Source organism: Pseudomonas sp. R38(2017) (assembly GCF_002112395.1).
In the GTDB taxonomy this organism is placed as follows: Bacteria; Pseudomonadota; Gammaproteobacteria; order Pseudomonadales; family Pseudomonadaceae; genus Aquipseudomonas.
The window spans coordinates 529,469-555,274 of record NZ_NEHN01000001.1 but is presented as its reverse complement, the minus strand read 5'-3'; the positions used below and the strand labels follow the sequence as shown (position 1 = coordinate 555,274).

The window sequence follows — 25,806 nt, the reverse complement described above, 5'->3', positions numbered from 1 at the left end:
AGGGCGAAAAAGTACGCCCATCTCCACATCCCAGACAATGTGGGTTAGTTTCATTAAAAAGAAGCACCGCAGGACTATGACTGGTCCCCTGTGGCCCTCTTGGTCACCCGGCGATATCGCGAATGGCAATCTCGCTCATGATGCGTTCAAGCACCTGATCGATGGACAACTCCGTGGAATCCAGCTGTAACGCGTCGGCCGCCGGCTTGAGCGGGGCCACCGCTCGCTGAGTATCACGCTCATCGCGCGCACGGATCTCATCTAGCAGACTCGACAGACTAACACCCTCGACTTTGCCCTTCAACTGCAAATATCGACGGCGCGCCCGCTCCTCGGCACTGGCGGTCAGGAAAATCTTCAAGGGCGCATTCGGAAATACCACCGTTCCCATGTCGCGACCATCGGCCACCAAGCCCGGCGCTTCCTGAAAAGCACGCTGGCGCTGCAGCAGCGCCTCGCGCACGGCCGGCAATGCAGCCACCTGGGAAGCGCCGGAACCGACGCTCTCGGTGCGAATGACATCGCTGACTTCGTCACCTTCCAGAATGATGCGCTGCAACTGACCGTCGGTCGCCGCGATGAACTGCACATCCAGATGAGCGGCCAGTTTCTTCAGCAGCTCTTCATTGGTCAGGTCTACACCATGGTTGTGCGCAGCAAACGCCAGCAAGCGATACAGCGCACCGGAATCCAGCAGATTCCAGCCCAGACGCTTGGCCAGAATCCCGGCTACGGTGCCTTTGCCCGAGCCGCTTGGCCCATCGATGGTGATGACCGGAGCAATGTTGTTCACGACTGAGCCTCTTGCGCCACACGAATACCGACCTGCGCGCACAGCGCCAGGAAGTTCGGGAACGATGTCGCGACGTTGGCGCAATCATGGATGCGGATCGGTGCAGTGGCGCGCAACGAGGCCACGCTGAAAGCCATCGCGATGCGGTGATCGCCATGACCGTGCACTTCGCCGCCGCCGATCTGGCCGCCGTCGATGATGATGCCGTCCGGGGTCGGTTCGCACTTGACGCCCAGCGCCAGCAAACCGTCCGCCATGACCTGGATACGGTCCGATTCCTTGACCCGCAACTCTTCTGCGCCGGTCAGCACGGTGCGCCCTTCGGCACAGGCTGCCGCCACGAACAGCACCGGGAACTCGTCGATGGCCAGTGGAACCAGCGCTTCCGGAATCTCGATACCTTTGAGTTTAGCTGCTCGTACGCGCAGGTCTGCAACCGGCTCGCCACCCACTTCACGCTGGTTTTCCAGGGTGATGTCGGCACCCATCAGGCGCAGGATGTCGATTACACCGGTACGAGTCGGGTTGATGCCGACGTGCTCGAGCACCAGCTCCGAACCTTCAGCAATCGACGCCGCCACCAGAAAAAACGCCGACGACGAGATGTCGCCCGGCACTTCGATGTGGGTCGCGGTCAGCTTGCCGCCGGACTCGACCGATGCCGTCGCGCCATCGACGCTCACCGAATAGCCGAAGCCGCGCAGCATGCGCTCGGTATGGTCGCGGGTCGGGGCTGGCTCGGTCACGGTTGTCTTGCCTTCGGCATACAGCCCCGCCAGCAGCAGGCAGGATTTCACCTGAGCACTGGCCATCGGCATGGTGTAGGTCAGGCCTTTGAGCTTGTGACCGCCACGAATGGTCATCGGCGGACGACCGTCGGCAGCAGTTTCAATCACGGCGCCCATTTCCCGCAGCGGGTTGGCGACGCGATTCATCGGACGCTTGGACAGCGACGCGTCACCGGTCAGGGTGCTGTCGAAATCCTGCGCGGCCAGCAGGCCGGAAAGCAGGCGCATCGAAGTGCCGGAGTTGCCCAGATAGATCGGGCCCGGCGCAGGTTTCAGGCCGTGCAGGCCGACACCGTGAATGGTCACGCGGCCGTGATGCGGGCCTTCGATGACCACGCCCATGTCGCGGAACGCCTGCAAGGTCGCCAAGGCATCTTCGCCCTCGAGGAAGCCTTCGACTTCGGTGACGCCTTCAGCCAGGGAGCCGAGCATGATCGAACGGTGGGAAATCGATTTGTCACCCGGTACGCGAATCCGACCGGACAGGCGGCCACCAGGTTGAGCCAGGAAGATCAGATCGTTGGAGTTCATAGCGTCCACATAGGCCCTGCGGGCCAGGATTTTACTGAAATGCTCGCGGGCAACCCGGGCGCGCGTGAAGACGCCCAACAATTGGTGCCCATCCCCTGCATCGACCGCGTCGCGCAAGGCGTCGAGGTCGCTGCGAAATGTATCGAGTGTGCGCAGGACAGCCTCGCGATTGGCGAGAAAGATGTCATGCCACATGACCGGGTCGCTTCCGGCGATTCTTGTGAAATCGCGAAAACCGCCCGCAGCGTAACGGAAGATCTCAAGGTTTTCATTGCGTTTGGCCAGCGAATCGACCAGACCGAAGGCCAGCAGATGCGGCAGATGACTGGTCGCTGCCAGCACTTCATCGTGCCGCTCGACCTGCATGTGCTCGACGTCGGCACCCAGCTCGCGCCACAAACGATCAACCACTGCCAGCGCAGCCGGATCAGTCTGCTCCAACGGGGTCAGAATCACCTTGTGACGACGAAACAGCTCTGAGTTGGAGGCTTCCACCCCACTCTGCTCGGAGCCGGCAATCGGATGACCCGGCACGAAGCGCGCCGGCATGCCGCCGAACGCTTCGGTCGCCGCACGCACCACATTGCCCTTGGCGCTGCCGACGTCCGTCAGGATCGCCTGCCCCAGATCCATGCCGGCCAGACGGGCCAACACTTTTTCCATAGCCAGGATCGGCACCGCCAACTGGATCACATCCGCGCCCTGGCAAGCAGCAACCAGGTCGTCTTCGCAGCGATCCACCACGCCCAAATCGACCGCCAGCTTGCGCGATTGCGGGTCGAGATCGACCCCGACCACTTCGCGGCACACACCGCTTTCACGCAAGCCTTTGGCAAACGAACCACCGATCAGCCCCAGACCGACCACCACCAGGCGCCCGATCATAGGTGCCGCAGGTTGCAACGCAGTGACATCACCCACGAGCCAGAACCTTGCGCAGCGCTTCAAGGAAGCGACTGTTTTCCGCCGGCAGACCGATGGTCACCCGCAGATGGTTCGGCATGCCGTAGTTGGCCACCGGACGCACGATCACGCCTTCGCGCAGCAGACCCTGGAACACCGGAGCCGCCACCTGAGCGAGGTCGACGCAGATAAAGTTGCCCTTGGACGGAATCCAGCTCAGGCCCAGCTCGCGGAAACCCGCTTCCAGCTGTTGCATGCCGGACTCGTTGAGCTGACGGCTCTGCGCCAGATACTCCTCGTCCTTCAGCGCCGCACACGCTGCCGCCAGGGCCAGGCTGTTGACGTTGAACGGCTGACGTACGCGGTTCAGCACGTCTGCCACCACCGGGGTGGACAGGCCGTAACCAACGCGCAGCGCCGCCAGACCATAGGCCTTGGAGAAGGTGCGCGAGACCAGCAGGTTCGGATAAGCCGCGAGGAAATCCAGACCGTCCGGCAGATCACTGCCTTCGGCGTATTCGATGTAGGCCTCGTCCAGCACCACCAGCACATGCTCAGGCACGTCCTGCAGGAACTCGTCCAGCGCTTCGGCGCCGAACCAGGTGCCAGTCGGGTTGTTCGGGTTGGCGATGAACACGACGCGCGTGTTGGCGTCGATGGCCGCCAGCATCGCCGGCAGATCATGCCCCCAGTCCTTGGCCGGAACGACCTTGGCCTGAGCGCCGACCGCCTGGGTCGCGATCGGATACACAGCAAACGCGTGCTCGCTGAACACCGCATTCAGGCCCGGCGCCAGATAGGCGCGCGCCACCAGCTCGAGAATGTCGTTGGAGCCGTTGCCCAGGGTCACCTGGTTCAGCTCGACACGGCACTGCTCGGCCAGCAGGGATTTCAGAGCAAAACCGTTGCCGTCCGGATAACGGGTCAGCTCGTCCAGCGCTTCGCGGATTGCGGCCAGCGCTTTCGGGCTCGCGCCCAGCGGGTTTTCGTTGCTCGCCAGCTTGACGATGCTTGCCGGATCCAGGTCCAGCTCGCGCGCCAGCTCGTCCACGGGCTTGCCCGGCACGTATGGCGAAAGTTGTTGCACGCCCGGCTGTGCCAGAGCGAGGAAGTTGCCACTCATTTGCTACCGCCCCTTAGAGAACTGCTTTCGGGTAGGAACCCAGCACCTTGAGTGCTACTGCTTCCTGACTGATCTTTTCCAGCACACCTTTGATCAGCGGATCACGGTGATGGCCGACGAAGTCGATGAAGAACACGTAGGTCCATTTACCGCTGCGCGACGGACGGGTTTCGATCCGGGTCAGGTCGATCCCGTTGTCATGGAACGGCACCAGCAGCTCGTGGAGCGCACCTGGCTTGTTGCTCATGGACACGATGATCGACGTCTTGTCGTCGCCGGTCGGCGGCACTTCCTGGTTACCGATCATCAGGAAGCGCGTGGAGTTGTCCGGACGATCCTCGATCTTCTCGGCCAGACGGGTCAGGCCATACAGCCCGGCCGCCATGTCGCCGGCGATCGCCGCCGAATTCCATTCGCCCTTGACCCGCTTGGCCGCTTCGGCGTTGCTGGACACCGCCACGCGCTCGACATTCGGGTAATGAGCGTCCAGCCACTTGCGGCATTGGGCCAGAGACTGAGCGTGGGAATAGATGCGACTGATGCTGTCGGTCTTGGTGTTTTCACCGACCAGCAGATGATGGTGAATCCGCAGCTCGACTTCGCCACAAATAACCATGTCGTGCTCGAGGAAGCTGTCGAGGGTGTGGTTGACCGCACCCTCGGTGGAGTTCTCCACCGGCACCACGCCGAAATTCACAGCACCGGCCGCCACTTCGCGGAACACTTCGTCGATCGCCGCCATCGGCTTGCTGATCACTGCGTGACCGAAGTGCTTCATGGCCGCCGCCTGGGTGAACGTACCTTCCGGACCGAGATAGGCCACTTTCAGCGGGTTCTCAAGGGCGAGGCACGAGGACATGATTTCGCGGAACAAGCGCGCCATCTCTTCGTTGCCCAGCGGCCCCTTGTTGCGCTCCATCACGCGCTTGAGGACCTGCGCCTCACGCTCGGGACGATAGAACACCGGCTGCTCGCCTTCGGCCAGACTGGCCATCTTGACCCGGGCAACTTCCTCGGCGCAGCGAGCGCGATCGCTGATCAGCTGGAGGATCTTCTCATCGAGGCTGTCGATGCGAACGCGCAGCGCCTTGAGTTCCTGTTCGGACATCAGGAATGCTCCTTCTCGAACTCAGCCATGTAGCCAACCAGCGCTTCAACCGCATCCAGGCCCAGGGCGTTGTAGATCGAGGCACGCATGCCGCCGACCGAACGATGGCCCTTGAGGTTGAGCAGGCCACGAGCATCAGCACCGGCCAGGAACGCCTTGTCCAGACGCTCGTCAGCCAGGCGGAACGGCACGTTCATCCAGGAACGGGCGTTAACGCTGATCGGGTTGGTGTAGAAATCGCTGTTGTCGATGAAGCCGTACAGGCGATCTTTCTTCGCCTTGTTGCGCTGCTCCATCGCAGCGACGCCGCCCTGCTCCTTCAGCCACTCGAAGACGAGGCCCGAGAGGTACCAAGAATAGGTGGCCGGGGTGTTGTACATCGAACCGTTGTCGGCCGAGATCTTGTAGTCGAGCATGGTCGGGCACGAACTGCGGGCACGGCCCAGCAGGTCTTCACGGACGATCACTACGACCAGACCGCTCGGGCCGATGTTCTTCTGCGCACCAGCGTAGATCAGGCCGTACTGCGACACATCGATGGGACGCGAGAGGATATCGGAAGACATGTCGACCACCAGCGGAACGTCACCGACCTCGGGAACCCAGTCGAACTGCAGGCCGCCGATGGTTTCGTTGGACGCGTAGTGCAGATAGGCCGCACCCGGGGTCAGCTTCCACTCGTTCTGGCCGGGGATTGCCAGATAGTCATAAGGCTTGGCGCTGGCAGCAACGTTGATGTTGCCGAAGCGACGCGCCTCCTCGATGGCTTTCTTCGACCAGATGCCGGTCTCGACATAGTCGGCAGTGCCATTCTCGGGCAGCAGGTTCAGCGGAATCTCGGCGAACTGCTGGCTCGCGCCGCCCTGCAGGAACAGCACTTTGTAATTGGAGGGGATGGACAGCAGGTCGCGCAGGTCCTGTTCGGCTTTCTCGGCGATGGCCACGTAGTCGTCGCTACGATGGCTCATCTCCATGACCGACAGACCCTTGCCGTGCCAGTCGAGCAGCTCGGACTGGGCACGCAACAGGACAGCTTCAGGCAGCGCAGCGGGACCTGCGCAGAAGTTAAAGGCTCGTTTGCTCACATCCACTCTCGCTATGCAATCACGGTAGCGGACAGAGCAAACACTCTGCCCTGCTACGATTTGGTTAGTCTTGCGACTCTTCTTCGTCTGCGGCGTCCGCCTGCAGGTTGTCGACTGCATCGTCCGGTTCAGCGCCGATCACGCCCTCTTCCAGCTCGACACCTTCTTCACCCTCAAACTCTTCACCCTCGACTTCCGACGGCTCCTGGACCCGCTCCAGACCGACCAGGGTTTCATCCTTGGCCAGCTTGATCAGGGTCACGCCCTGGGTGTTACGACCCAGACTGGAAACTTCGTCGACGCGGGTACGCACCAGCGTGCCCTGGTCGGAGATCAGCATGATCTCTTCGCCGTCCTGCACCTGAACCGCACCGACCAGACGGCCGTTACGCTCGTTGCTGACCATGGCGATAACGCCCTGGCCGCCACGCTTGTATTCAGGGAACTCGGTGATCGCCGTGCGCTTGCCGTAGCCACGCTCGGAAGCCGTCAGGATCTGGCTGCCCTCTTCCGGGATCAGCATGGAAATCAGCTTCTGCCCTTCCGGCAGACGCATGCCACGCACACCGCGAGCGGTACGACCCATGGCGCGGACTTCGGATTCCTTGAAGCGCGTCACCTTGCCGCCGTCGGAGAACAGCATGATTTCCTGCTCGCCATCGGTGATGGCAGCGGAGATCAGGATGTCGCCCTCGTCCAACTCCAGCGCGATCAGACCGACGCTGCGCTGACGACTGAAGGCCACCAGCGGGGTCTTCTTGACGGTACCGTTGGCGGTCGACATGAAGATGAACGGTGCCTTCTTGCGGTCGGCAGCCTTGATACGCGCCTTGCGCTCTTCTTCGGTTTCGTTGCTGTTTTCGATGTCGTCTACATCAGCCTCGGCGCCTTCGGCTTCTTCTTCATCAGCCTGACGCTTCATGGCTTCGAGATCGACCGGCAGCATGGTGGTGATGTATTCACCGTCATCCAGCGGCAACAGGTTGACCAGCGGACGGCCACGGGCGGCGCGGGACGCTTCCGGAATCTCGTAGGTCTTGAGCCAGTACACCTTGCCCTTGCTGGAGAACAGCAGCAGCGTGGTGTGGCTGTTGGCGACCAGCAGGTGAGCGATGTAGTCCTCATCCTTCACGCCGGTAGCCGATTTACCCTTACCACCACGACGCTGAGCCTGGTACGCAGCCAGTGGCTGAGTCTTGGCATAACCGCCGTGGGAGATGGTCACGACGCGCTCTTCTTCCGGGATCATGTCGCCCAGGGTCAGGTCGAGGCGTGCATCGAGGATCTCGGTGCGGCGCACGTCGCCGTATTCGGCGCGGATCACTTCCAGCTCTTCGCGGATCACTTCCATCAGGCGCGTGGCGCTGTTGAGGATGCGGATCAGCTCGCCGATCTGGTTCAGGATCTCTTGATACTCGGCCAGCAGCTTTTCGTGCTCCAGGCCGGTCAGGCGGTGCAGACGCAGTTCCAGAATGGCTTGTGCCTGTTCCGGCGACAGGAAGTACTTGCCGTCGCGCAGACCGTATTGCGGATCGAGGTTTTCCGGACGGCACGAATCGGCACCGGCACGCTCGACCATGGTCATCACCGCACTGGATTCCCACGGCGTGCTGACCAGTGCCTCCTTGGCTTCCGACGGGGTCGGCGACGCCTTGATCAGCGCGATCACCGGGTCGATGTTCGACAGGGCGACGGCCTGACCCTCAAGGATATGGCCACGCTCGCGAGCCTTGCGCAGTTCGAACACGGTACGGCGGGTAACGACTTCGCGACGGTGACGAACGAAGGCTTCCAGCAGATCCTTGAGGTTCAGGATCCGCGGACGGCCGTCGATCAGCGCGACGATGTTGATGCCGAATACCGATTGCAGCTGGGTCTGGGCGTAGAGGTTGTTGAGGATCACCTCAGGCACTTCGCCGCGACGCAGCTCGATCACGACGCGCATACCATCCTTGTCGGACTCGTCGCGCAGCTCGGTGATGCCTTCGAGTTTCTTCTCTTTTACCAGCTCGGCGATCTTCTCGATCAGACGCGCCTTGTTCAACTGGTAAGGCAGCTCGGTGATGACGATCTGCTGACGGCCACCGACCTTGTCGATGTCTTCGATGATCGAACGCGCACGCATGTAAATGCGGCCACGGCCGGTGCGGTAGGCTTCGATGATGCCGGCACGACCGTTGATGATCGCAGCGGTCGGGAAGTCCGGACCGGGAATGTATTGCATCAGCTCATCGACGGTCAGCTCAGGGTTGTCGATGAGAGCCAGGCAACCGTCGATGACTTCACCGAGGTTGTGCGGCGGAATGTTGGTCGCCATGCCCACGGCGATACCGCTGGAACCGTTGACCAGCAGGTTCGGAACGCGGGTCGGCATGACCGCCGGGATCAGTTCGGTGCCGTCGTAGTTCGGCACCCAGTCCACGGTTTCCTTGTGCAGGTCGGCCAGCAGCTCGTGCGCCAGCTTGGTCATGCGCACTTCGGTGTATCGCATGGCCGCGGCGTTGTCGCCGTCCACCGAACCGAAGTTGCCCTGACCGTCCACCAGCAGGTAACGCAGCGAGAATGGCTGAGCCATACGGACGATGGTGTCGTACACCGCGGTATCACCGTGAGGGTGATACTTACCGATCACGTCACCGACAACACGGGCAGATTTCTTGTACGGCTTGTTGAAGTCGTTGCCCAGCTCGCTCATCGCGAACAGCACGCGACGGTGCACGGGCTTCAAGCCATCGCGCGCATCCGGCAGTGCACGGCCGACGATCACGCTCATCGCGTAATCGAGATAGGACTGTTTCAGCTCGTCTTCGATATTGACCGGGAGGATTTCTTTGGCCAGTTCGCCCATGAGAAGCCTGATTCCTTTTTCTGGTGAAACTTCGCCATATCCATAGGGGACGCACGAAGCTCGTCGATGCAGGCCGAGTGCCATGCGCCGACTTACGACAAATCAACAAGTTGACCCTGGATTTGCGCAGTGAAGACAACCCCGTGGGACTGCCTCGGAAAACGCCGGATGTTATCACAAGAGCCGCCACGCACCTATCCCCCAGATGCGCATGGAGCATAGTTAGATGACCGATGACAGGCTTAACGGGGACGAGAGAGGCTCAGAGCTTCCCTGAATGCAAATTTCGGGACGAAATTGCGGATGTTTATTGACTTTCAAGACCCCATCGCTGGCACGCCAGCTGCCACAGAATCAGTGGTGAACACTGAAGCTGTGGGAGCCAGCCTGCTGGCGATGGCGATTCAGCGGGCGCGCCCCCCCCCCTAATGCAGGCGCTTGCGGCACATCAACTGCGCCATTTTCGCGGTATCCGGGCGCTCGACGATGCCTTTCTCGGTGACGATCGCATCGATCAGGTCTGCCGGGGTCACGTCAAACACCGGGTTGAACGCTTCAACGTCTGCCCCGACGCGCTTGCCACCAACTTCCAGCAATTCGGCGCCGGCGCGCTCTTCGATCGGGATGTCATCACCGCTGGCCAGATTCATGTCGATGGTCGAACTCGGCGCCACCACCATGAAACGAACGCCATGGTGCATGGCGTTGACTGCCAGTTGATAGGTGCCAATCTTGTTCGCCACGTCGCCGTTGGCAGTGATCCGGTCAGCGCCGACGATCACCCAGGTCACGCCTTTGGTTTTCATGATGTGGGCGGCAGCGGAGTCAGCGTTAAGGGTCACCGGAATGCCTTCATTGGCCAGTTCCCATGCCGTCAGGCGCGAGCCTTGCAGCCACGGCCGGGTTTCATCGGCATAGACACGCTCGACCATACCCTCAATGAATGCGGCGCGGATCACCCCGAGCGCCGTGCCGAATCCGCCGGTGGCCAGGGCGCCGGTATTGCAGTGGGTCAGGATTGCCTGGGCGTTGCCCTGATGTTTGCGGATCAGGTCAACGCCGAGCTGGGCCATGGTCAGGTTGGCTTCGCGATCGCTTTCATGGATGGCGATGGCTTCGGCCTCCAGCGTCGCCAGCGGATCGGCGTTTTCTTTCAACCGATCCAGCCGGTCATGCATGCGGTTCAACGCCCAGAACAGATTGACCGCCGTCGGCCGGGAATCGGCCAGCAGCATGAAATCCTCTTCCAGCGCCGCGTACCAGTCGCCACCTTCGGCGATCCGGGCACGGGCGGCCAACACGATGCCATACGCCGCACTGATGCCAATGGCCGGCGCACCGCGCACTACCATCGAACGAATCGCCTCGGCCACGCCGGCGGCGCTGGTGTAGGCGATCCAGTTTTCCTCGAACGGCAAAACGCGCTGATCCAGCAGGTGGAGCGCGCCATCACGCCAATCGATGGCCTTTACTTTCTCCGCAGCCAATAGTCGATCGCGCATCCCTCACCCCGCACTCATGAACAAAAGCCGCCGATTATAGCGATCCCCCCGCGAAGACGCTCGGGTATACTTCGCCATCCTTATACAAAAGCACTGGAACCGACCCTCGATGCCGAAACCTGCCATTGCGCTCGACTTATTATTGCTGCCGACCTGGCTGGTACCCGTCGAACCCGCAGGCGTGGTCCTCAAGGAACATGGCCTGGGCATCCGCGACGGTCGCATCGTGTTCATCGGCCCGCGTGCCGAAGCCTTGAAGTGTAACGCCGCCGAAGTCCGCGAATTGCCGGACGTGCTGCTCAGCCCCGGCCTGATCAACGCTCACGGCCATGCGGCCATGACCTTGTTCCGCGGTCTCGCTGACGATCTGCCGTTGATGACCTGGCTGGAAAACCATATCTGGCCGGCCGAAGGCAAATGGGTCGATGAAGACTTCGTACGTGACGGCACTGACCTCGCCATCGCCGAGCAGATAAAAGGTGGCATCACCTGCTTCTCGGACATGTACTTCTTCCCGAAGGTTGCCAGTGAGCGCGTGCACAACAGCGGAATCCGTGCACAGATCGCCATTCCGATCCTCGATTTCCCGATTCCGGGCGCTGCCAGCGCCGATGAAGCCATTCGTCAGGGCGTCGAACTGTTCGGCGACCTGAAGCATCACGAACGCATCAAGATTACTTTCGGCCCTCATGCACCCTACACCGTTGGTGATGAGAACCTGGAAAAAATCCGCGTGATCGCCGAAGAGCTGGACGCCTCGATCCACATGCACGTCCACGAAACCGCCTTCGAAGTGCAGCAAGCAGTCGAACAGCGCGGCGAACGCCCGTTGGCGCGCCTTGGCCGACTGGGCCTGCTCGGCCCGCGCTTCCAGGCCGTGCACATGACCCAGATCAGCGATGACGACCTGGCGTTACTGGTAGAAAGCAACACCAGCGTGATCCATTGCCCGGAGTCGAACCTGAAACTGGCCAGCGGTTTCTGCCCGGTCGAGCGCCTGTGGCAGGCCGGGGTCAACGTGGCCGTCGGCACCGATGGCGCGGCGAGCAACAACGATCTGGACCTGCTGGGCGAAACCCGCACCGCTGCATTGCTGGCCAAAGCTGTCGCCGGCTCGGCCACCGCGCTGGACGCCCACCGGGCGCTGCGCATGGCCACGCTGAACGGTGCGCGAGCCTTGGGGATCGAAGCCGAGACCGGCTCGCTGGAACTCGGCAAGGCGGCAGACATCGTCGCGTTCGATCTGTCCGGTCTGGCACAGCAACCGGTCTATGACCCGGTCTCGCAGCTTATTTACGCCACCGGCCGGGACTGCGTGAAACACCTGTGGGTTGCCGGCAAGCAGTTACTCGACGATCGCCGCCTGACCCGCCTGGACGAACAACAGCTGGGCGAAACCGCCCGGGCCTGGGGCCGTCGCATCAGCGGCCACACCGAATCGTAAACACCCCGGGGCAAACTCCGGGGCTACAGCCTTTTTCAAGTTTTAGAGGATTGAAACATGAGCAACGTCGACCACGCCGAAATCGCCAAATTCGAAGCACTGGCCCATCGCTGGTGGGACCGCGAAAGCGAGTTCAAACCGCTGCACGATATCAACCCACTGCGGGTCAACTGGATTGACGAGCGGGTCAACCTGGCCGGCAAGAAGGTCCTCGACGTCGGGTGCGGCGGCGGCATTCTCAGCGAAGCCATGGCCCAGCGCGGCGCGACCGTGACCGGCATCGACATGGGCGAAGCGCCACTGGCGGTCGCACAACTGCATCAGCTGGAATCCGGCGTGAACGTCGAATACCGCCAGATCACCGCCGAAGCCCTGGCCGAAGAAATGCCCGAGCAGTTCGACGTCGTCACCTGCCTGGAAATGCTCGAACACGTACCGGATCCATCCTCGGTGATCCGCGCCTGCTTCCGCATGGTCAAACCCGGCGGCCAGGTGTTCTTCTCCACCATCAACCGCAACCCGAAGGCTTACCTGTTCGCCATCGTCGGTGCCGAATACATCATGAAGCTGCTGCCGCGCGGCACCCACGATTTCAAGAAATTCATTCGCCCGTCCGAGCTGGGCGCCTGGAGCCGCATGGCCGGCCTCACTGTCAAGGACATCATCGGTCTGACCTACAACCCGTTGACCAAGCACTACAAGCTGGCAGCGGACGTTGACGTCAACTACATGATCCAGACCCTGCGCGAGGAATAAGCCGATGGCTATCAGAGCAGTCCTTTTTGATATGGACGGTACCCTGCTCGACACCGCGCCGGACTTCATCGCCATTTGCCAGGCGATGCGCGCGGATCGTGGTTTGCCGCTGATGAACGACAAACACATCCGCGACGAAATCTCCGGTGGCGCCAAGGCCATGGTCGCAGTGACGTTTTCGATGGATCCTGAATCGCCGGGCTTCGAGGAGCTGCGTCTTGAGTTCCTCGAGCGCTATCTGGTGGGCTGCGCCGTGCACAGCAAGCTGTTCGACGGCATGGGTGAATTGCTGGCCGATATCGAAAAATCCAATCTGGTCTGGGGTGTGGTCACCAACAAGCCGCTGCGCTTCGCCGAACCGATCATGCAACAGTTGGGGCTGGCCGAGCGCTCGGCCTTGCTGATCTGCCCGGATCACGTAAAAAACAGCAAACCGGATCCCGAGATGCTGACCCTTGCCTGCAAGATGCTTGATCTGGATCCGTCGAGCGTTCTGTTTATCGGCGATGATCTGCGCGATATCGAGTCCGGCCGTGACGCGGGTACCAAGACCGCCGCAGTGACCTATGGCTACATTCACCCCGAGGACAACCCTCGGCATTGGGGCGCGGACGTCGTGGTGGATCATCCGCTGGAGTTGCGCAAGGTGCTCGACAACGCTCTGTGCAGTTGCTGAGTGGTGCCGGACTGCACACCCATGCAGGCCGTGGGAACGATCAGAAGTTAATGGATTAGAGGTTTTTATGTTTGATTACTCCGCTCGCCCCGAATTGCTCAAGGATCGGGTCATTCTGGTCACCGGTGCCGGTCGCGGCATCGGTGCGGCCGCCGCCAAGACCTACGCCGCCCACGGCGCGACCGTGCTGCTGCTGGGCAAGACCGAAGCCAACCTGACCCAGGTCTACGACGAGATCGAGGCAGCCGGGCATCCGCAGCCGGTCGTAATCCCGTTCAACCTCGAAACCGCCCTGCCCCATCAATACGATGAGCTGGCGGCAATGATCGAGACCGAGTTCGGCCACCTCGACGGCCTGCTGCACAACGCCTCGATCATTGGCCCGCGCACGCCGATCGAGCAGTTGTCCGGTGAAAATTTCATGCGTGTCATGCAAGTCAACGTCAACGCGATGTTCATGCTGACCAGCACCCTGCTACCGCTGCTCAAATTGTCGCAGGACGCCTCGGTGGTATTCACCTCCAGCAGCGTCGGGCGCAAGGGCCGTGCTTACTGGGGCGCTTATGGCGTGTCCAAGTTCGCCACCGAAGGACTGATGCAAACCCTCGCCGACGAAGTCGAAAACGTCGCCCCCGTGCGCGCCAACAGCATCAACCCGGGCGCCACTCGCACCAGCATGCGCGCTCAGGCTTACCCGGGGGAAAACCCGCTGAACAACCCGACTCCGGAAGAGATCATGCCGGTCTATCTATACCTGATGGGCCCGGACAGCACGGGCATCAATGGCCAAGCGTTCAACGCTCAGTAGTGCCATACGTCGCTTTTGTTGCCGCGGCGGATTCCCGTCGCGGCAGGCATTTGCCGCTTTGTACAGACCCATTTCAGTCAAATAACCACCACACCCTACCGTGCTAAAAACCCAAGCCATTGATTCAAAACAGTTTTAATAAAACATGAACTGAATGGCACGACTTTCGCTCTACATTCCCTTAAAGCACGCCGAGTGAAGGCAGTCGGGCAAGGCCTGATTCGATAGCTGACTAATCGTCATCGGGCAGACTAAACTTGCGTCAAATGTCCTACGGGACTGATGGATCAGTATGACGCGCAGCCCATAGCCGCTCTCACCCAGCCTGTAAGACAGACTTACTGCTTAGGGGCTCACGCCATATGAAATCACCCTCCCAGACCACTGCAATTGACTTCGATAGTGCCAAATTGCAACGCCTGGGCTTTGGTCAGCTACCTCCGCTTCTGGAGCGACCTGTCAGCCTGGCGCAATTGCACCAGCAAATGAGCCTGCAACTGCAAACCAGCCTTGAGCCCCAACGCATCCTCGGTCTGTTTTTCCGCGAAGTTCAGCGCCTGGTGCCGCTCGATGCCTTGAGCTATGTGCACAGCGGCAGTGACTTGCGCCTGGAATTCGGCGCCCGCGGTCATCACTCGGCCAGCTACAGCCTCAGCCACGACGGCGAACACATGGGCAAACTGGTGTTCCGCCGCAACCAGCGTTTTAGCGAGCAGGAACTGGGAAATCTGGAGTCACTTCTGTCGTCCCTGCTGTACCCGATGCGCAACGCGTTGCTCTATCGTGTCGCGACGCAAACCGCCCTGCGCGATCCGCTGACTGGCGCCGGCAATCGCATCGCCCTGGAGCAGACCCTGCAGAGGGAAATCGAAATGTCGCGTCGACACCTGCAACCGTTGTCGCTGCTGATGCTGGATATCGACCACTTCAAACAAGTCAATGACAGCCATGGCCACAGCGCCGGCGACGAGGTGCTCAAAGCCGTCGCGGCATCGATCAAGGATCAGTTGCGCAACGTCGACATGGTGTTTCGCTATGGCGGGGAAGAGTTCTTGATCCTGCTGTCCAACACCAGCCGCGAAGCCGCCGCGATGGTCGGCGAACGCCTGCGGTATGCAGCACAAGCCCAGGACTACTACGCCGATGGCCAGTTGATCGAGCTGACCGTAAGCCTCGGCTGTTCGACCCTGCTGCCGGGCGAATCCGCCGACAGCCTGCTGCGCCGCGCCGACAGCGCGCTGTATGTGGCCAAGCGTGACGGGCGCAACCGCCTGACAATGGCTGGCTGACCCTTCTTCGAGCAAATAAAAACGGGAGCATGCGCTCCCGTTTTTTATGGGTGTCGTCGAACTAGCTCTCGACCAGCGCTCGTCGCTCGCGCCCAACTGTCACTCGCTCAGCAAGTTCCAGTTGCATGCAGCGCTCGAGGAACAGGTACATGTAGTCATAGCTCTTGCACACGGCCTGGCGCAGCTCCGTCTGCAAAGACCGACTCGGGTTCATCCCGGCCAGGGTGCAGATAATTTCCAGTGCTTCCCACGGGTGGGCATCATCGTACTGGGCATGCATCTTCAGCCACTTCATCGCCCGCTTTCGGTCTTCTTCAGGGAAAGCGGCGGCGTACACACCTGTCGAGCAGACCAGCGCCGACCACTCCCCGGTCGCGCCCTCAATCGCATAGTTGGTGGCGGCGATGGCTACGATCAGCGAATCGGCCGAACTGGTGTGCCAGCACCAGTGACTCAGCGCGTGCAATTCCGGCGGCACTTGCTGGGCCTGCAGGTCTTCCAGGCTCACGCCGTGGGCCCGACTCCAGTTTACCCAGTAATCGGCATGGTTGAGTTCGACGCGGATGTTGCGCATCAACCAGCGCCGCGCCATGTCTTCACCCGGGTGACGGGCGAACTTGGTCTTGGTGAGATTCTGCGCCATGTACAACGCGAACTGCTCAACGACGGGCCAGCCCCCGATCAGGTACTGTCGCATGGTCTTGGCGCTGAGCTTGTTATCACGCATGCGCAGGTAAAGTTCATGTTCGACAACCCGGCGTTTGCTCTCGCTGCAATCCTGAATCAACTGTTGTGCCCAGGCAGGATAACTTGCAGCTTCCATGAGTGGTCCGGTTCGGTTGAATGTGTCGATCACTGTTCGGCTCCTTTTGATTTGTGATTGTGAGGATCGGCAAGAGACTTCAACGGAACGTGCCAGGCGCCTTGAACAACAGCGGCTGCGGCCTGGCGGGCCGACTTTGCAAACTGTCGCAGGTAAACAATTGCGGGCGTTCGATGACATAACCCTGAGCGTAATCGACGCCGATTTCAAGCAATGCCTGCTCGATCTGGGCTGTTTCGACAAACTCGGCAATTGTCTGCTTACCCATGACATGCCCGATGTGATTGATCACTTCGACCATAGCGCGGTTAATCGGGTCGTCCAGCATATCCTTTACGAAACTCCCGTCGATCTTCAGGAAGTCTACAGGCAAATGTTTCAAATAAGCGAATGAAGACATTCCGGCGCAAAAGTCATCCAGCGAGAAGTAACAACCCAACCCTTTGAGTTCATTAATAAATCGGATGGCACTGCCAAGATTTGCAATGGCGCTGGTTTCTGTAATTTCAAAACAAATCATTTCAGGCGGAACGGAATAGTTATCAAACTGTTCCCGCAGAAAGTGCAAGAACGCGTCATCTCCGATAGTAATGCCTGAAAGATTAATCGCACACATTGCGAGAGGGCCTTCGCACTCTTCGTTAATACATTGAGCAATAACCTTAAATACATTCTGCACAACCCAGCGATCCAGCGATGTCATCAAACCGTAACGCTCGGCCGCCGGTATGAAACTGTCTGGCAGAATCATCCGACCCGCCTCGTCATGCAGGCGCAACAAGATTTCGATGTGCCCGCCCTTACCATCGGCAACCGAACCCAGCGGGGCGATTTCCTGGGCATAGAGACAGAAGCGGTTTTCCTCCAGAGCCATGTGCAGGCGCTGCACCCAGGCCATCTCACCGAAACGCAGGGATAGCTCCGAGTCGTCGGCATGGTAGACCTGCACCCGGTTGCGACCCTTTTCCTTGGCCATGTAGCAGGCCATGTCGGCCGCCCGCAGCGAGGCTTCGAGGGTGGTCGGGGTTTGCGCGACATGCACCAGACCAATGCTGACGGTGGTCAGGAACGGCCGCCCCTTCCAGACGAAATGCAGGTTCTGCACCGTCTGACGCAGCCCCTCGGCGATCTTCTCGGCCGCCTCCGGTGCGCAGTTCTCCAGCAAAATGCCGAACTCGTCGCCCCCCAGCCGAGCCAGCGTGTCGCCCTCGCGCAGGCCTGATTGCAGCAATGCGCAGATGTGCCGCAGCAACTCATCGCCCGCCGCATGCCCGCAGGTGTCGTTGACCAGTTTGAACTGATCGAGATCGAGGAACATCAGCGCATGTCGCCCCGGTTGCCGGGTCAGATTGTGCAGAGCCTGTTCGAGGCGGTATTCGAACTCGCGGCGGTTGGCCAGCCCAGTCAGCGCATCATGGGTCGCCTGCCACGATAGATTGGCGATGTATTGCCGCTCCTGGGTCATGTCGTGCAGCACCAAAACCGTCCCGCTGACCTTGCCGGCATTGCGGATTGGAGCCCCGACCAGGGTCACCGAAACGGTACTGCCATCAAGTCGCTGAATCAGCTTCGAGTGCTCGCTGCCACCGCTCAATTGGCCGCTGAGAATATGTTCGATCAGGGTCAGCCCTTCGGCCTGGGCGTTGTCATCCAACAAATTGAACAACGCCGCCAGCGGCAGGCCCGCAGCCTGTTCAGCCTTCCAGTGGGTCAAGGCCTCGGCTGCCGGGTTCATGTATTCGATCGCACCGCTCACATCCGTGGTGATGACCCCGTCGCCAATCGATTGCAGGGTGATATGGGCCCGGTCCTTTTCCAGTTGCAGGGCCTCGGCAAAGGCATGCCGCTGCTTGAGCAATTTACGGGTGCGCAACAGCGCCAGCACGATCAGGCCCAGCGCCGTGGCGAGGTTGGTGAACAGCAGCAGGCGCAGGATCATCCGCGAGCCCTCGCCCAACGCGTCGCTGAAGGCCTTGGCTGCGGGGGTCACACCATCGTTGATCGCAAAGATCCGGTCTTTCCAGCGCCGGATGTCGGCATCACTTGCCTCGTCGGCCGTGATGCGCCGGTGCATCTCCTGAGCCACGTCATCGAGCTCCACCAAGTAGGCATCACCCAGCGTCCAGCGGTCGATGGCGGTTTCCAGATAACTGAAGTGACGGAAGTTCAGGTAGAGCCAGATCAGGCTGGAGACATCGTCCGGGTGGTTGCCGCCCTTGAGGATGCCCTCGCGCGCCGCCTGCAGATCGGGCGGTTGCTTGTCCAGTGCCAGACGCAACTGATGACCGCCCTGAGGCACCGCAATCGCATTCTTGTATTTGAGGTAGATCGCCTCGTCGCGGCTGTCGGCGTACAGATTCAGGTAGTAGATGGCATCTTTCTGCCCCTTGGACCATAGGCTCTCGCCCGCCACATAGCCCCGAACGGCCGACAAGACGTAAAGACTCACGCCCCCCAGCAACGCCTGAAACAACACGACGGCAATGAATGGCCAGACGATGCCCAACAACCGAGGCGTTCCGAGAGTCCGCTTTTGCTTCATGGGATTCCTTGCATGAGCACTGCCTGATCGTCCTTCTCTTTTCGAGCATCCCCCCAAGACTAGGAGGCGTTACCGGTTCCGGCAAGCGGCGGATCAGCCTCAATACAGCACAAGCGCCAAGCGTAGATATGTACCGCCAACCCGAAGCTCCGGATCGCTTTACTGCGCACTCCCATTTGCGTAACAGGATCCCGCGCCAAGGAGTGCGACATGACAGAGACGACTACCGATACAGCCGAGACCTCAGCCGCGAGGGAACTTCGTGCCCGGCTAGCATTGGGACTTGATAGCGGCCCGAATATAGAAGGCTTTGTGCAAGCCACCGCCAAGGATCAAAAACGGTTCAATGCCCTGCGACGTGCCACACCCGGTGCCGCACCCTCCGATACCCTGAAAGCTTACAAGGCCAAACTCATCAACGCGCAAATGACCGCCACCGTTAAAAGCTTCATGTCCGGCAGCCCCATGCTGATCGGCCGCCTGGGTGCCGAGGTGCTGTTTCCCGCTTCCGCCGAAGAGGTGCGCGCAACACCTTCAGTATTTCTTAAGCAGATTCTGGACTCGGTACCGTCACAGGATCTGGCCAATCGATTGCTGAAGACTCTCAAGTGGTACGGTGCACGCACCGGCGAACAGACATCCGCTTCAATACGCAACCAACTGCTGTGCAAAGCCATCGGTCTTTACCTGCATGCACCATCAGCCGATGAATATCAGGAGCTCGCCGGTTTCCGCTGGCAGGATCCATCGCACTGGGGCAAAAGCTACCAGACCCTTCGCAACGATTTCGCACAACATTTGCTGCGGACCAAACGGGTCGCCAACACCAATGAGTCCATCGTGCTGGCACACATTTACCAGACGCAGCTATCAAAAGACTTCCAGGTACCTGATGTCCCGCCCGATCTTCGCTACAAGAGTTCGGTGGTGTGGGTCAATTTCATGCAGGGCGTGCTGCTGGCTGACGAACTCGGCCTCGATCGACCGCAACCGCTTTCCTTTCAACAGCTCGTCAATCTGCCTCTGGAACTTAGCGCCAACGCCTCCACCGCAGAGCTTGAAAAAATGGCGCGGCTGAGACTGGGCCCGGCACTTGAGTGGGCAATCTGTATGGGCATTGTCCCGTCACGAGCGTCATCCGACTACAGCCAGGAGGAAATCGAACGAGCATTGACGGCACTGGAGAACCAGAGCGAAAACCTGAACAAGGCCGTGCAGTCGCTGGAATTGCGCCCTCCCGACAGGCTGCAGATGGCCAAGCGCATGAAACACGATGCACTGGGCAGCCATGTATTGGAATCAGACGGGCGCAAACTTCTACGGGATGATCCACCGGCGTCCCTCAGTTTCAGAGACATGCCGTCACTGAAACGGGAAGGGTATGGGTTTCTGGACCTTTATGCCGATGGGCAGTTTGATGATGGCAAACGCTGGTTCTTCACTGAGCCAGACGGAAAAACGCAAACCTTCGATACCTTCAGAATCGACGAACACCGGGATTTTCACTCGGAGCGCAAAGTCCACGGCATTTACCGGCAGATTTTTTCCGGCGGAATCAATCTCAACCATTCCGGCCAGAAGCTGCCGGATGTCAATGCGGTGTTCGATGCCGACTTAAAGAATCATTTGGCAACCATCAGATCGGCCTATCAGACCTTGATCCTGAGCCTCTTGGCGTCATTGCCATCGATTGAGCGTCGGGCACTGGAGCGAGGAGCCATCAAGGTATTGGGGTTGCGTCAGATCCTCAAAAAAGAAGGCAAGCCAGATAATGTCCGGGCGAGAAAAGGCTTCGTTCTACAAGCGACCTGCGATGATGAAATCAGCTATTACGAACTCATCCCGAGTGCTGCCGTCATTCGTCGCCGAGTCGGTCTGCGATCTTCGACTGTCAATGGCGTGCGCACCGAGTTTCCCCTCCACGCCTCGATTCCCGGACAAACCTATTCTCCCGAACGGAATCTGGCCACAACCCTTCTCCTCGACTGGTCTGCCCACTTGCATGGCAAGGCGCCCCTCGAGCAGCAGTACTACATTGGCTTTCTCGATACGATGGGTCAAATGCCTGCCGTCGGGCCATCCGGCGAACCAGTGACTCTGACATCCTCTCGTCTCAATGCAGTGGCTCAGTGCATCGCGGAGAATTATCTCTATGTCGATGAAAAGCATTTGCGCACCCAGGCCCGCGGCATGACGATCTTTGACACCTTGAGGGCCAGAAGCGAACAACGCCTGAATACATTTCTGACCATCGTCAAAGGATTCGTACCGTTCTGGGGCAGCATCGAGGACCTTCTGTCGGACGATGTCACCAAAAAGATCATGGGCGGGGGCGGACTCCTTCTGGATCTCGCGTCATTCCTCTTTCCCATCGGGAAATTCATTTCAGGGACGGTGCGACTGATTCGAGCCGCGAACACTGCCTCGCGCATGGCCGTCAAAGCGAGCCTGCCTTCCTTTACGACGCTGACTCGCAAGCTCCTGACGGCGACGGTGAGTAATCTGAACCCGTTGAGCGGCATTCCGACGTTGCTCAAGGCAACATTGAGCGGAGTTGGCCGTGGGTTGCTTGGGGTGGGTCACCTGGCGTTGGGTGGAATAAGGAAGTTGTCTGGGAATGCCGACAAGTACAGACTGGTCAGCAACTTGCCGCAGACGATCAATCCAGGGCAATGGAAACCATTGGCCGCTGGCGATCGACTGGCATCCGTCAAAGGGATCGATGATGTGTTGGTACGCAACACGAGCTCATCGAACCTGAAGCAATTCCACCTTGTCGATCCCGTCACATCACTGCCCTATGGTCCACGCCTGCTCAACCATCGAAAGCAATTCACGCAAGGTCGATCCACCTTCAACACGCTGCCCCCCGGCAAACTTCACGCGAGCGCTGAAGTCCCCGAGCAGGCCAGCATCCGCGAAATGCTCGAAATCGACGGGCGCACCACCCTGCTGATCGATGGCATTCCCTATCGTCTGGACGGCGATCAACTGCGCCGCGCTGACCTGATCGATCAAAAAACGGTGTTCAAACCCATTCCTTGCCGGGTGCGGCGTGCACCGGGTAGCGATGTCTGCAAAACGAGTTATGTCTCCCGGACTCCAGCGCCGACGCCTCCCCCGAACAGCCAGGATACAAGCAAGGGATGGGCGCAATGGTTCGGCGATACCATTTACACACCGGCCATCTCATCTCAGCCATTACTGACCAGCGCCATCAAGACCTACAAGCAACTCAACGCATCATTGGAGTTTCAAAAGGGAATCTATGCGCGCATCAAGGTTCGCCTACCCTACGAGCGTTCAAAAAAGTTCGATACGCTTGAAGTCGGCGCGATCATCGTTCCAGCGAAAGATGACTCGAAGCACTATGTATTCACCCGCCTGAACGCCGGAGACTTCTACGTCACCGAGCGCTTGCCAGGGCAGGTCCTTTCCGATCCTCTGGTTTTACGCAAGGCACAAACCTTACCGATCGAACTGGCCGATGAACTGAAGACGGTTTACACCGGATCGCTTAATGCCAACAACACGGCCCGGATCAATTCGATACCGGAGGTCGAGCGCGCCCTGAAAACCATGGATGACATCGCCATACCTCTGGGCACTCATGCCAACCCGCCTGCCGGCATGAAGTGGCTGAAAGTAGATACCAGCCCAAGTGAAGCGCTGATGTTCGACCACTCGACGCGAATGATCATCGCCAAGCGCGCCGAAGGTGCGACCACGTGGGCACGGAGCAAGGACGCCCCGGAAGCTTTGCGGCAACGAACGGCAGAAATTTTCGACACCCTGTTTCTTTCACCGACGATCAAGCCACCCGTGGCCGATGCGGCGCTGCGCATCGATGAAACAATGCAGAAACTTCAACGCCTGCTGAGCCGATTCGACCGCACAGACAATGCCCGGAACATTGCCTATGCCGAAGTCATCGCCGCGAATGGCGTGCGGGAAGTTTACGTCAGTGTTTCCGGCGCTCATGGCACAACCAAACACCTGCCCCTGTTTCGGCACCTGGGTGCCAATCATGTAAAGATCGGCGACACGACTTACGTCAACGTCGACTTCAACCTGACTGTTGCCAAGACGAACCTGGAGTTGACTGATAAAGGGCGCTTGGTTGCAGTCCCACTGACCATCAAGAACATCGATACCTACACACCGGCACTGGCTACCCGACCAACCTCCCTGGACAGCGAAAGCAAGTTGATACGCGTGATTCGCGAGAAATACACGGATCCACTTGAGCTGAAATCGGTAGACGTCGCTACCACGATGCCACCCTGCGAGTCGTGCTCATTGGTCATGAAAGAGTTTGGTCACAGAGGCGAAGCAGACGCACTACAGGTGCTGTGGAAATAACCTACAACCGCTGCAAATGCCCATACAGCTTGGCGTACAACCCGCCATCGGCAATCAATTGCTGATGGTCGCCATCCTCGGCCACTTGCCCCCCATCAAACACCAGCACCCGATCCGCTTGCTTCACCGCCGACAAGCGGTGGGCAATGATCAGCGTGGTGCGGCCATGGAGGAAGCGCGCCATGGCCTGGTGCAAGTTGTATTCGGTGGCGGCGTCGAGGGCTGACGTCGCCTCGTCGAGGATCACCACTTTCGGCTCGGCGAGGATCATCCGCGCAATCGCCAGACGTTGCCGCTGACCACCCGACAGGCGCACGCCGGAGCGGCCGACAATGCTGTCCAGGCCGTCCGGCAAGGCGCGGATGGTGGCCTCGAGCTGGGCGATTTCCAGCGCCTGCCAGCAGGCTTCGTCGCTGCGGGTACGGCCCATGGTCAAGTTGGCGCGTACGGTGTCGTTGAACAGCGCCGGATGCTGCAGCACCACCGCGACATTTTCCCGAACCGTTTCCAGGCCGATTTCCTGCTGGGTCGATCCGCCGAAACGGATCGTCCCGGCCAGTGGCGTGTACAGGCCCAGCAGCAATTGCACGAGGGTACTTTTGCCACCGCCGCTGGCGCCGACAATTGCCACTTTCTCGCCGGGGGCGATGGACAGGTTCAACTGATCCAGCACCAGTTCGTCGCCGTAACCAAAGCTCAGACCCTGCACCTGAATCCCGACGGTATCGCGGCCCTTGAACGGGTCGACGCCACCGGGGTATTGCGGTTCGTCGGCGCGCGCCAGCAATTCGTTGATCCGCGACAGCGCACCCCCTGCCGCGTAGTAGGCGTATTGCAGGTTCAGCAGTTGTTCGACCGGGCCGATCATGAACCACAGGTAGCTGAACACCGCGAGCATCTGGCCAATCGACAGGTCAGAGAACAACACCGTCAACATGGCCGCCGCGCGGAAAATGTCGATGCCGAACTGGAACAGCAGACCACTGGCACGGTTCGAGGCGTCGGTCTTCCACTGCGAATTGACCGCGTAGTTGCGCACTTCCTGAGCCCGCAGACCGAGCCTTCCGAGGAAGAAGCCCTGACGGTTGCCGGCACGCACTTCCTGGATTGCATCGAGGGTTTCGCTCAGCGCCTGGGTGAAGCGCGAGGTGCTGTCGTTCTCCAGTTTTTTCAGGTGTTTGACCCGTTTGCCCAATTGCACCGTGGCGTAGATCACCAACGGGTTGAACAACAGAATCAGCAACGCCAGCTTCCAGTGCATCCACATCAGGATGCTGGCGGTGCCCACCAGCGTCAGCATCGCCACCAGGAAACGGCTTAGGGTTTCGCCGACAAACTTGTCGAGGGTGTCGAGGTCAGTGACCAGGTGCGTGGTGACCGTGCCACTGCCCAGGCTTTCGTATTCGCCGAGGGAAATACGCTTGAGTCTTTCGATCAAGCGCACGCGAATTCGATAAACGATGTCCTTGGCCAGCCGCGCAAACAACCGCGCCTGCAACACGCCAAAACACAGGGCGCTACAGCGCAGAGTCAGCGTCACCACCAGCATCAGGCCGATGTAGCCCGCCGCTTGTTGCCACATCGAGGGCAGCACATGGTTCATGACTTTCAGCGCGGCATCGCCGTGGCCGAGCAGGACTTCGTCCACCAGCAACGGCAACAGTAACGGAATCGGCACGCTGCACAGCGTTGCCAGTACGGCCACACCGTTGGCGATCCACAGGGATTTTTTGTGATGAAGTGCCAGACGCCGGACTTCAGCCCAGCTCAGCCGGTCGACACGCTTGACGGCTGGCGTGTCATAGGCCGGGTCAGACACAGGCGGCGCGCTCCAGCCATCGACCAAGCAACGGCGACAGTTCACTGAGCGGCTGATAGCCGTTGGTCAGCAACGCCAGTTGGCCATTGCGTTCGGCGAGCAGGGTCGGGAATCCGGCGATACCCAGATCCTGCACCCAACTGAAATCCGCCTGGGTCGCCTTGTGTTGATCGGCATGATCAAACAGGGCAGCAAATTCGATGCGCGGGACGCCGGCCTTCTCTGCCAGCTCCACCAGAACGCTGGCCTGGGTGACATCGCGGCCTTCAGCGTAAAACGCGTGCTGGATCAACCCGACCAGTTTCCAGGCGCAATCCGGCGCCAGGCTGCGCGCGGTGACAATGGCCCGGCAAGCAGGCTCGGTGTCATAGACAAAACCTTCGGGCAACGCACCTTCGAACTTGAACGGCTGGCCGGTGGCTTCGGCGACTGCCTGCCAGTGCTCGAGGATATAGCGTCGGGTCGTCGGCTCCAGCGCCGCACCGCTGCCAGTGCGCAACCCGCCAACCACCAGGTGCAGTTCCACCCCGGCTGCCTGCGCCTGCTCCACCAATGCCTTGGCTACCGGGGCAAATCCCCAGCACCAGGAACACATCGGATCCATCA

General features: G+C 60.0%; 17 protein-coding genes. 6 read left to right on the top strand and 11 right to left on the bottom strand.

The window, feature by feature from the left end; translation table 11 throughout:
- Positions 1-103: 103 nt before the first annotated feature.
- The 7 genes from cmk to mtnA all read right to left on the bottom strand — a co-directional run bounded on the left by cmk (position 104) and on the right by mtnA (position 10,681).
- Positions 104-793, bottom strand: a complete 690-nt coding sequence (gene cmk, locus CAF87_RS02670; protein ID WP_085730521.1) for a (d)CMP kinase — start codon at positions 791-793, stop codon at positions 104-106.
- Entirely contained in the window at positions 790-2,997 is a 2,208-nt protein-coding gene (locus CAF87_RS02665) for a bifunctional prephenate dehydrogenase/3-phosphoshikimate 1-carboxyvinyltransferase (protein WP_256575969.1), read from the bottom strand. Before CAF87_RS02665 ends, cmk begins: the two co-directional genes overlap by 4 nt.
- Positions 2,998-3,025: 28 nt before the next feature.
- Positions 3,026-4,138, bottom strand: a complete 1,113-nt coding sequence (gene hisC, locus CAF87_RS02660) for a histidinol-phosphate transaminase (RefSeq protein WP_085730519.1) — start codon at positions 4,136-4,138, stop codon at positions 3,026-3,028.
- Between the two features lie 13 nt (positions 4,139-4,151).
- The gene (gene pheA / locus CAF87_RS02655; protein WP_085730518.1) at positions 4,152-5,246 is read right to left on the bottom strand and encodes a prephenate dehydratase; all 1,095 of its coding nucleotides are present in this window, start codon (positions 5,244-5,246) and stop codon (positions 4,152-4,154) included.
- A complete protein-coding gene (gene serC / locus CAF87_RS02650) occupies positions 5,246-6,331 on the bottom strand; it encodes a 3-phosphoserine/phosphohydroxythreonine transaminase (RefSeq protein WP_085730517.1) in 1,086 nt (361 codons plus the stop codon). Before serC ends, pheA begins: the two co-directional genes overlap by 1 nt.
- Before the next feature lie 64 nt (positions 6,332-6,395).
- Positions 6,396-9,179, bottom strand: coding sequence for a DNA gyrase subunit A (gene gyrA, locus CAF87_RS02645; RefSeq protein ID WP_085730516.1), 2,784 nt, complete (start codon positions 9,177-9,179; stop codon positions 6,396-6,398).
- Positions 9,180-9,604: 425 nt separating this feature from the next.
- Complete coding sequence (mtnA, locus tag CAF87_RS02640; protein ID WP_085699925.1) at positions 9,605-10,681, bottom strand: S-methyl-5-thioribose-1-phosphate isomerase; 1,077 nt, start codon at positions 10,679-10,681, stop codon at positions 9,605-9,607.
- A 109-nt stretch (positions 10,682-10,790) separates the two neighbouring features.
- Between mtnA and CAF87_RS02635 the strand changes: the two genes are divergently transcribed.
- From CAF87_RS02635 to CAF87_RS02615, 5 genes are all read left to right on the top strand, one after another.
- Positions 10,791-12,125, top strand: a complete 1,335-nt coding sequence (locus CAF87_RS02635; RefSeq protein WP_007950908.1) for a TRZ/ATZ family hydrolase — start codon at positions 10,791-10,793, stop codon at positions 12,123-12,125.
- Between the two features lie 57 nt (positions 12,126-12,182).
- Complete coding sequence (gene ubiG, locus CAF87_RS02630; protein ID WP_007950906.1) at positions 12,183-12,881, top strand: bifunctional 2-polyprenyl-6-hydroxyphenol methylase/3-demethylubiquinol 3-O-methyltransferase UbiG; 699 nt, start codon at positions 12,183-12,185, stop codon at positions 12,879-12,881.
- 4 nt (positions 12,882-12,885) lie between these two features.
- Complete coding sequence (gene mupP, locus CAF87_RS02625) at positions 12,886-13,557, top strand: N-acetylmuramic acid 6-phosphate phosphatase MupP (RefSeq protein ID WP_085730515.1); 672 nt, start codon at positions 12,886-12,888, stop codon at positions 13,555-13,557.
- Positions 13,558-13,624: 67 nt separating this feature from the next.
- The gene (locus tag CAF87_RS02620; protein WP_085730514.1) at positions 13,625-14,365 is read left to right on the top strand and encodes a YciK family oxidoreductase; all 741 of its coding nucleotides are present in this window, start codon (positions 13,625-13,627) and stop codon (positions 14,363-14,365) included.
- A gap of 362 nt (positions 14,366-14,727) precedes the next feature.
- Complete coding sequence (locus tag CAF87_RS02615; protein ID WP_085730513.1) at positions 14,728-15,654, top strand: GGDEF domain-containing protein; 927 nt, start codon at positions 14,728-14,730, stop codon at positions 15,652-15,654.
- A 61-nt stretch (positions 15,655-15,715) separates the two neighbouring features.
- On the opposite strand, the gene CAF87_RS02610 is transcribed toward CAF87_RS02615, so the two are convergent.
- A complete protein-coding gene (locus CAF87_RS02610; protein WP_085730512.1) occupies positions 15,716-16,510 on the bottom strand; it encodes a TenA family transcriptional regulator in 795 nt (264 codons plus the stop codon).
- Positions 16,511-16,556: 46 nt separating this feature from the next.
- Positions 16,557-19,019 carry an EAL domain-containing protein gene (locus CAF87_RS02605; RefSeq protein WP_085730511.1) on the bottom strand — a complete coding sequence of 821 codons (2,463 nt, stop codon included), beginning with the start codon at positions 19,017-19,019 and terminating at the stop codon, positions 16,557-16,559.
- A gap of 210 nt (positions 19,020-19,229) precedes the next feature.
- Between CAF87_RS02605 and CAF87_RS02600 the strand changes: the two genes are divergently transcribed.
- Positions 19,230-23,381 (top strand): hypothetical protein, encoded by a 4,152-nt coding sequence (locus CAF87_RS02600; RefSeq protein ID WP_085730510.1) that lies wholly within the window; start codon positions 19,230-19,232, stop codon positions 23,379-23,381.
- 1 nt (position 23,382) lies between these two features.
- Here the strand turns inward: CAF87_RS02600 and CAF87_RS02595 are convergent, their stop codons facing one another.
- A complete protein-coding gene (locus tag CAF87_RS02595) occupies positions 23,383-25,200 on the bottom strand; it encodes an ABC transporter ATP-binding protein (RefSeq protein WP_085730509.1) in 1,818 nt (605 codons plus the stop codon).
- Positions 25,193-25,795 carry a DsbA family protein gene (locus CAF87_RS02590; protein ID WP_170929624.1) on the bottom strand — a complete coding sequence of 201 codons (603 nt, stop codon included), beginning with the start codon at positions 25,793-25,795 and terminating at the stop codon, positions 25,193-25,195. The genes CAF87_RS02595 and CAF87_RS02590 overlap by 8 nt, the downstream gene beginning before the upstream one ends.
- Positions 25,796-25,806 lie beyond the last annotated feature (11 nt).

Excerpts from the sequence above, each read along its gene's own strand:
- CAF87_RS02665 (WP_256575969.1), bottom strand. The coding sequence starts at position 2,997 with ATGATCGGGCGCCTGGTGGTGGTCGGTCTGGGGCTGATCGGTGGTTCG.
- hisC (WP_085730519.1), bottom strand. The coding sequence starts at position 4,138 with ATGAGTGGCAACTTCCTCGCTCTGGCACAGCCGGGCGTGCAACAACTT.
- pheA (WP_085730518.1), bottom strand. The coding sequence starts at position 5,246 with ATGTCCGAACAGGAACTCAAGGCGCTGCGCGTTCGCATCGACAGCCTC.
- gyrA (WP_085730516.1), bottom strand. The coding sequence starts at position 9,179 with ATGGGCGAACTGGCCAAAGAAATCCTCCCGGTCAATATCGAAGACGAG.
- mtnA (WP_085699925.1), bottom strand. The coding sequence starts at position 10,681 with ATGCGCGATCGACTATTGGCTGCGGAGAAAGTAAAGGCCATCGATTGG.
- CAF87_RS02635 (WP_007950908.1), top strand. The coding sequence starts at position 10,791 with ATGCCGAAACCTGCCATTGCGCTCGACTTATTATTGCTGCCGACCTGG.
- ubiG (WP_007950906.1), top strand. The coding sequence starts at position 12,183 with ATGAGCAACGTCGACCACGCCGAAATCGCCAAATTCGAAGCACTGGCC.
- mupP (WP_085730515.1), top strand. The coding sequence starts at position 12,886 with ATGGCTATCAGAGCAGTCCTTTTTGATATGGACGGTACCCTGCTCGAC.
- CAF87_RS02620 (WP_085730514.1), top strand. The coding sequence starts at position 13,625 with ATGTTTGATTACTCCGCTCGCCCCGAATTGCTCAAGGATCGGGTCATT.
- CAF87_RS02615 (WP_085730513.1), top strand. The coding sequence starts at position 14,728 with ATGAAATCACCCTCCCAGACCACTGCAATTGACTTCGATAGTGCCAAA.
- CAF87_RS02605 (WP_085730511.1), bottom strand. The coding sequence starts at position 19,019 with ATGAAGCAAAAGCGGACTCTCGGAACGCCTCGGTTGTTGGGCATCGTC.
- CAF87_RS02600 (WP_085730510.1), top strand. The coding sequence starts at position 19,230 with ATGACAGAGACGACTACCGATACAGCCGAGACCTCAGCCGCGAGGGAA.
- CAF87_RS02590 (WP_170929624.1), bottom strand. The coding sequence starts at position 25,795 with ATGTGTTCCTGGTGCTGGGGATTTGCCCCGGTAGCCAAGGCATTGGTG.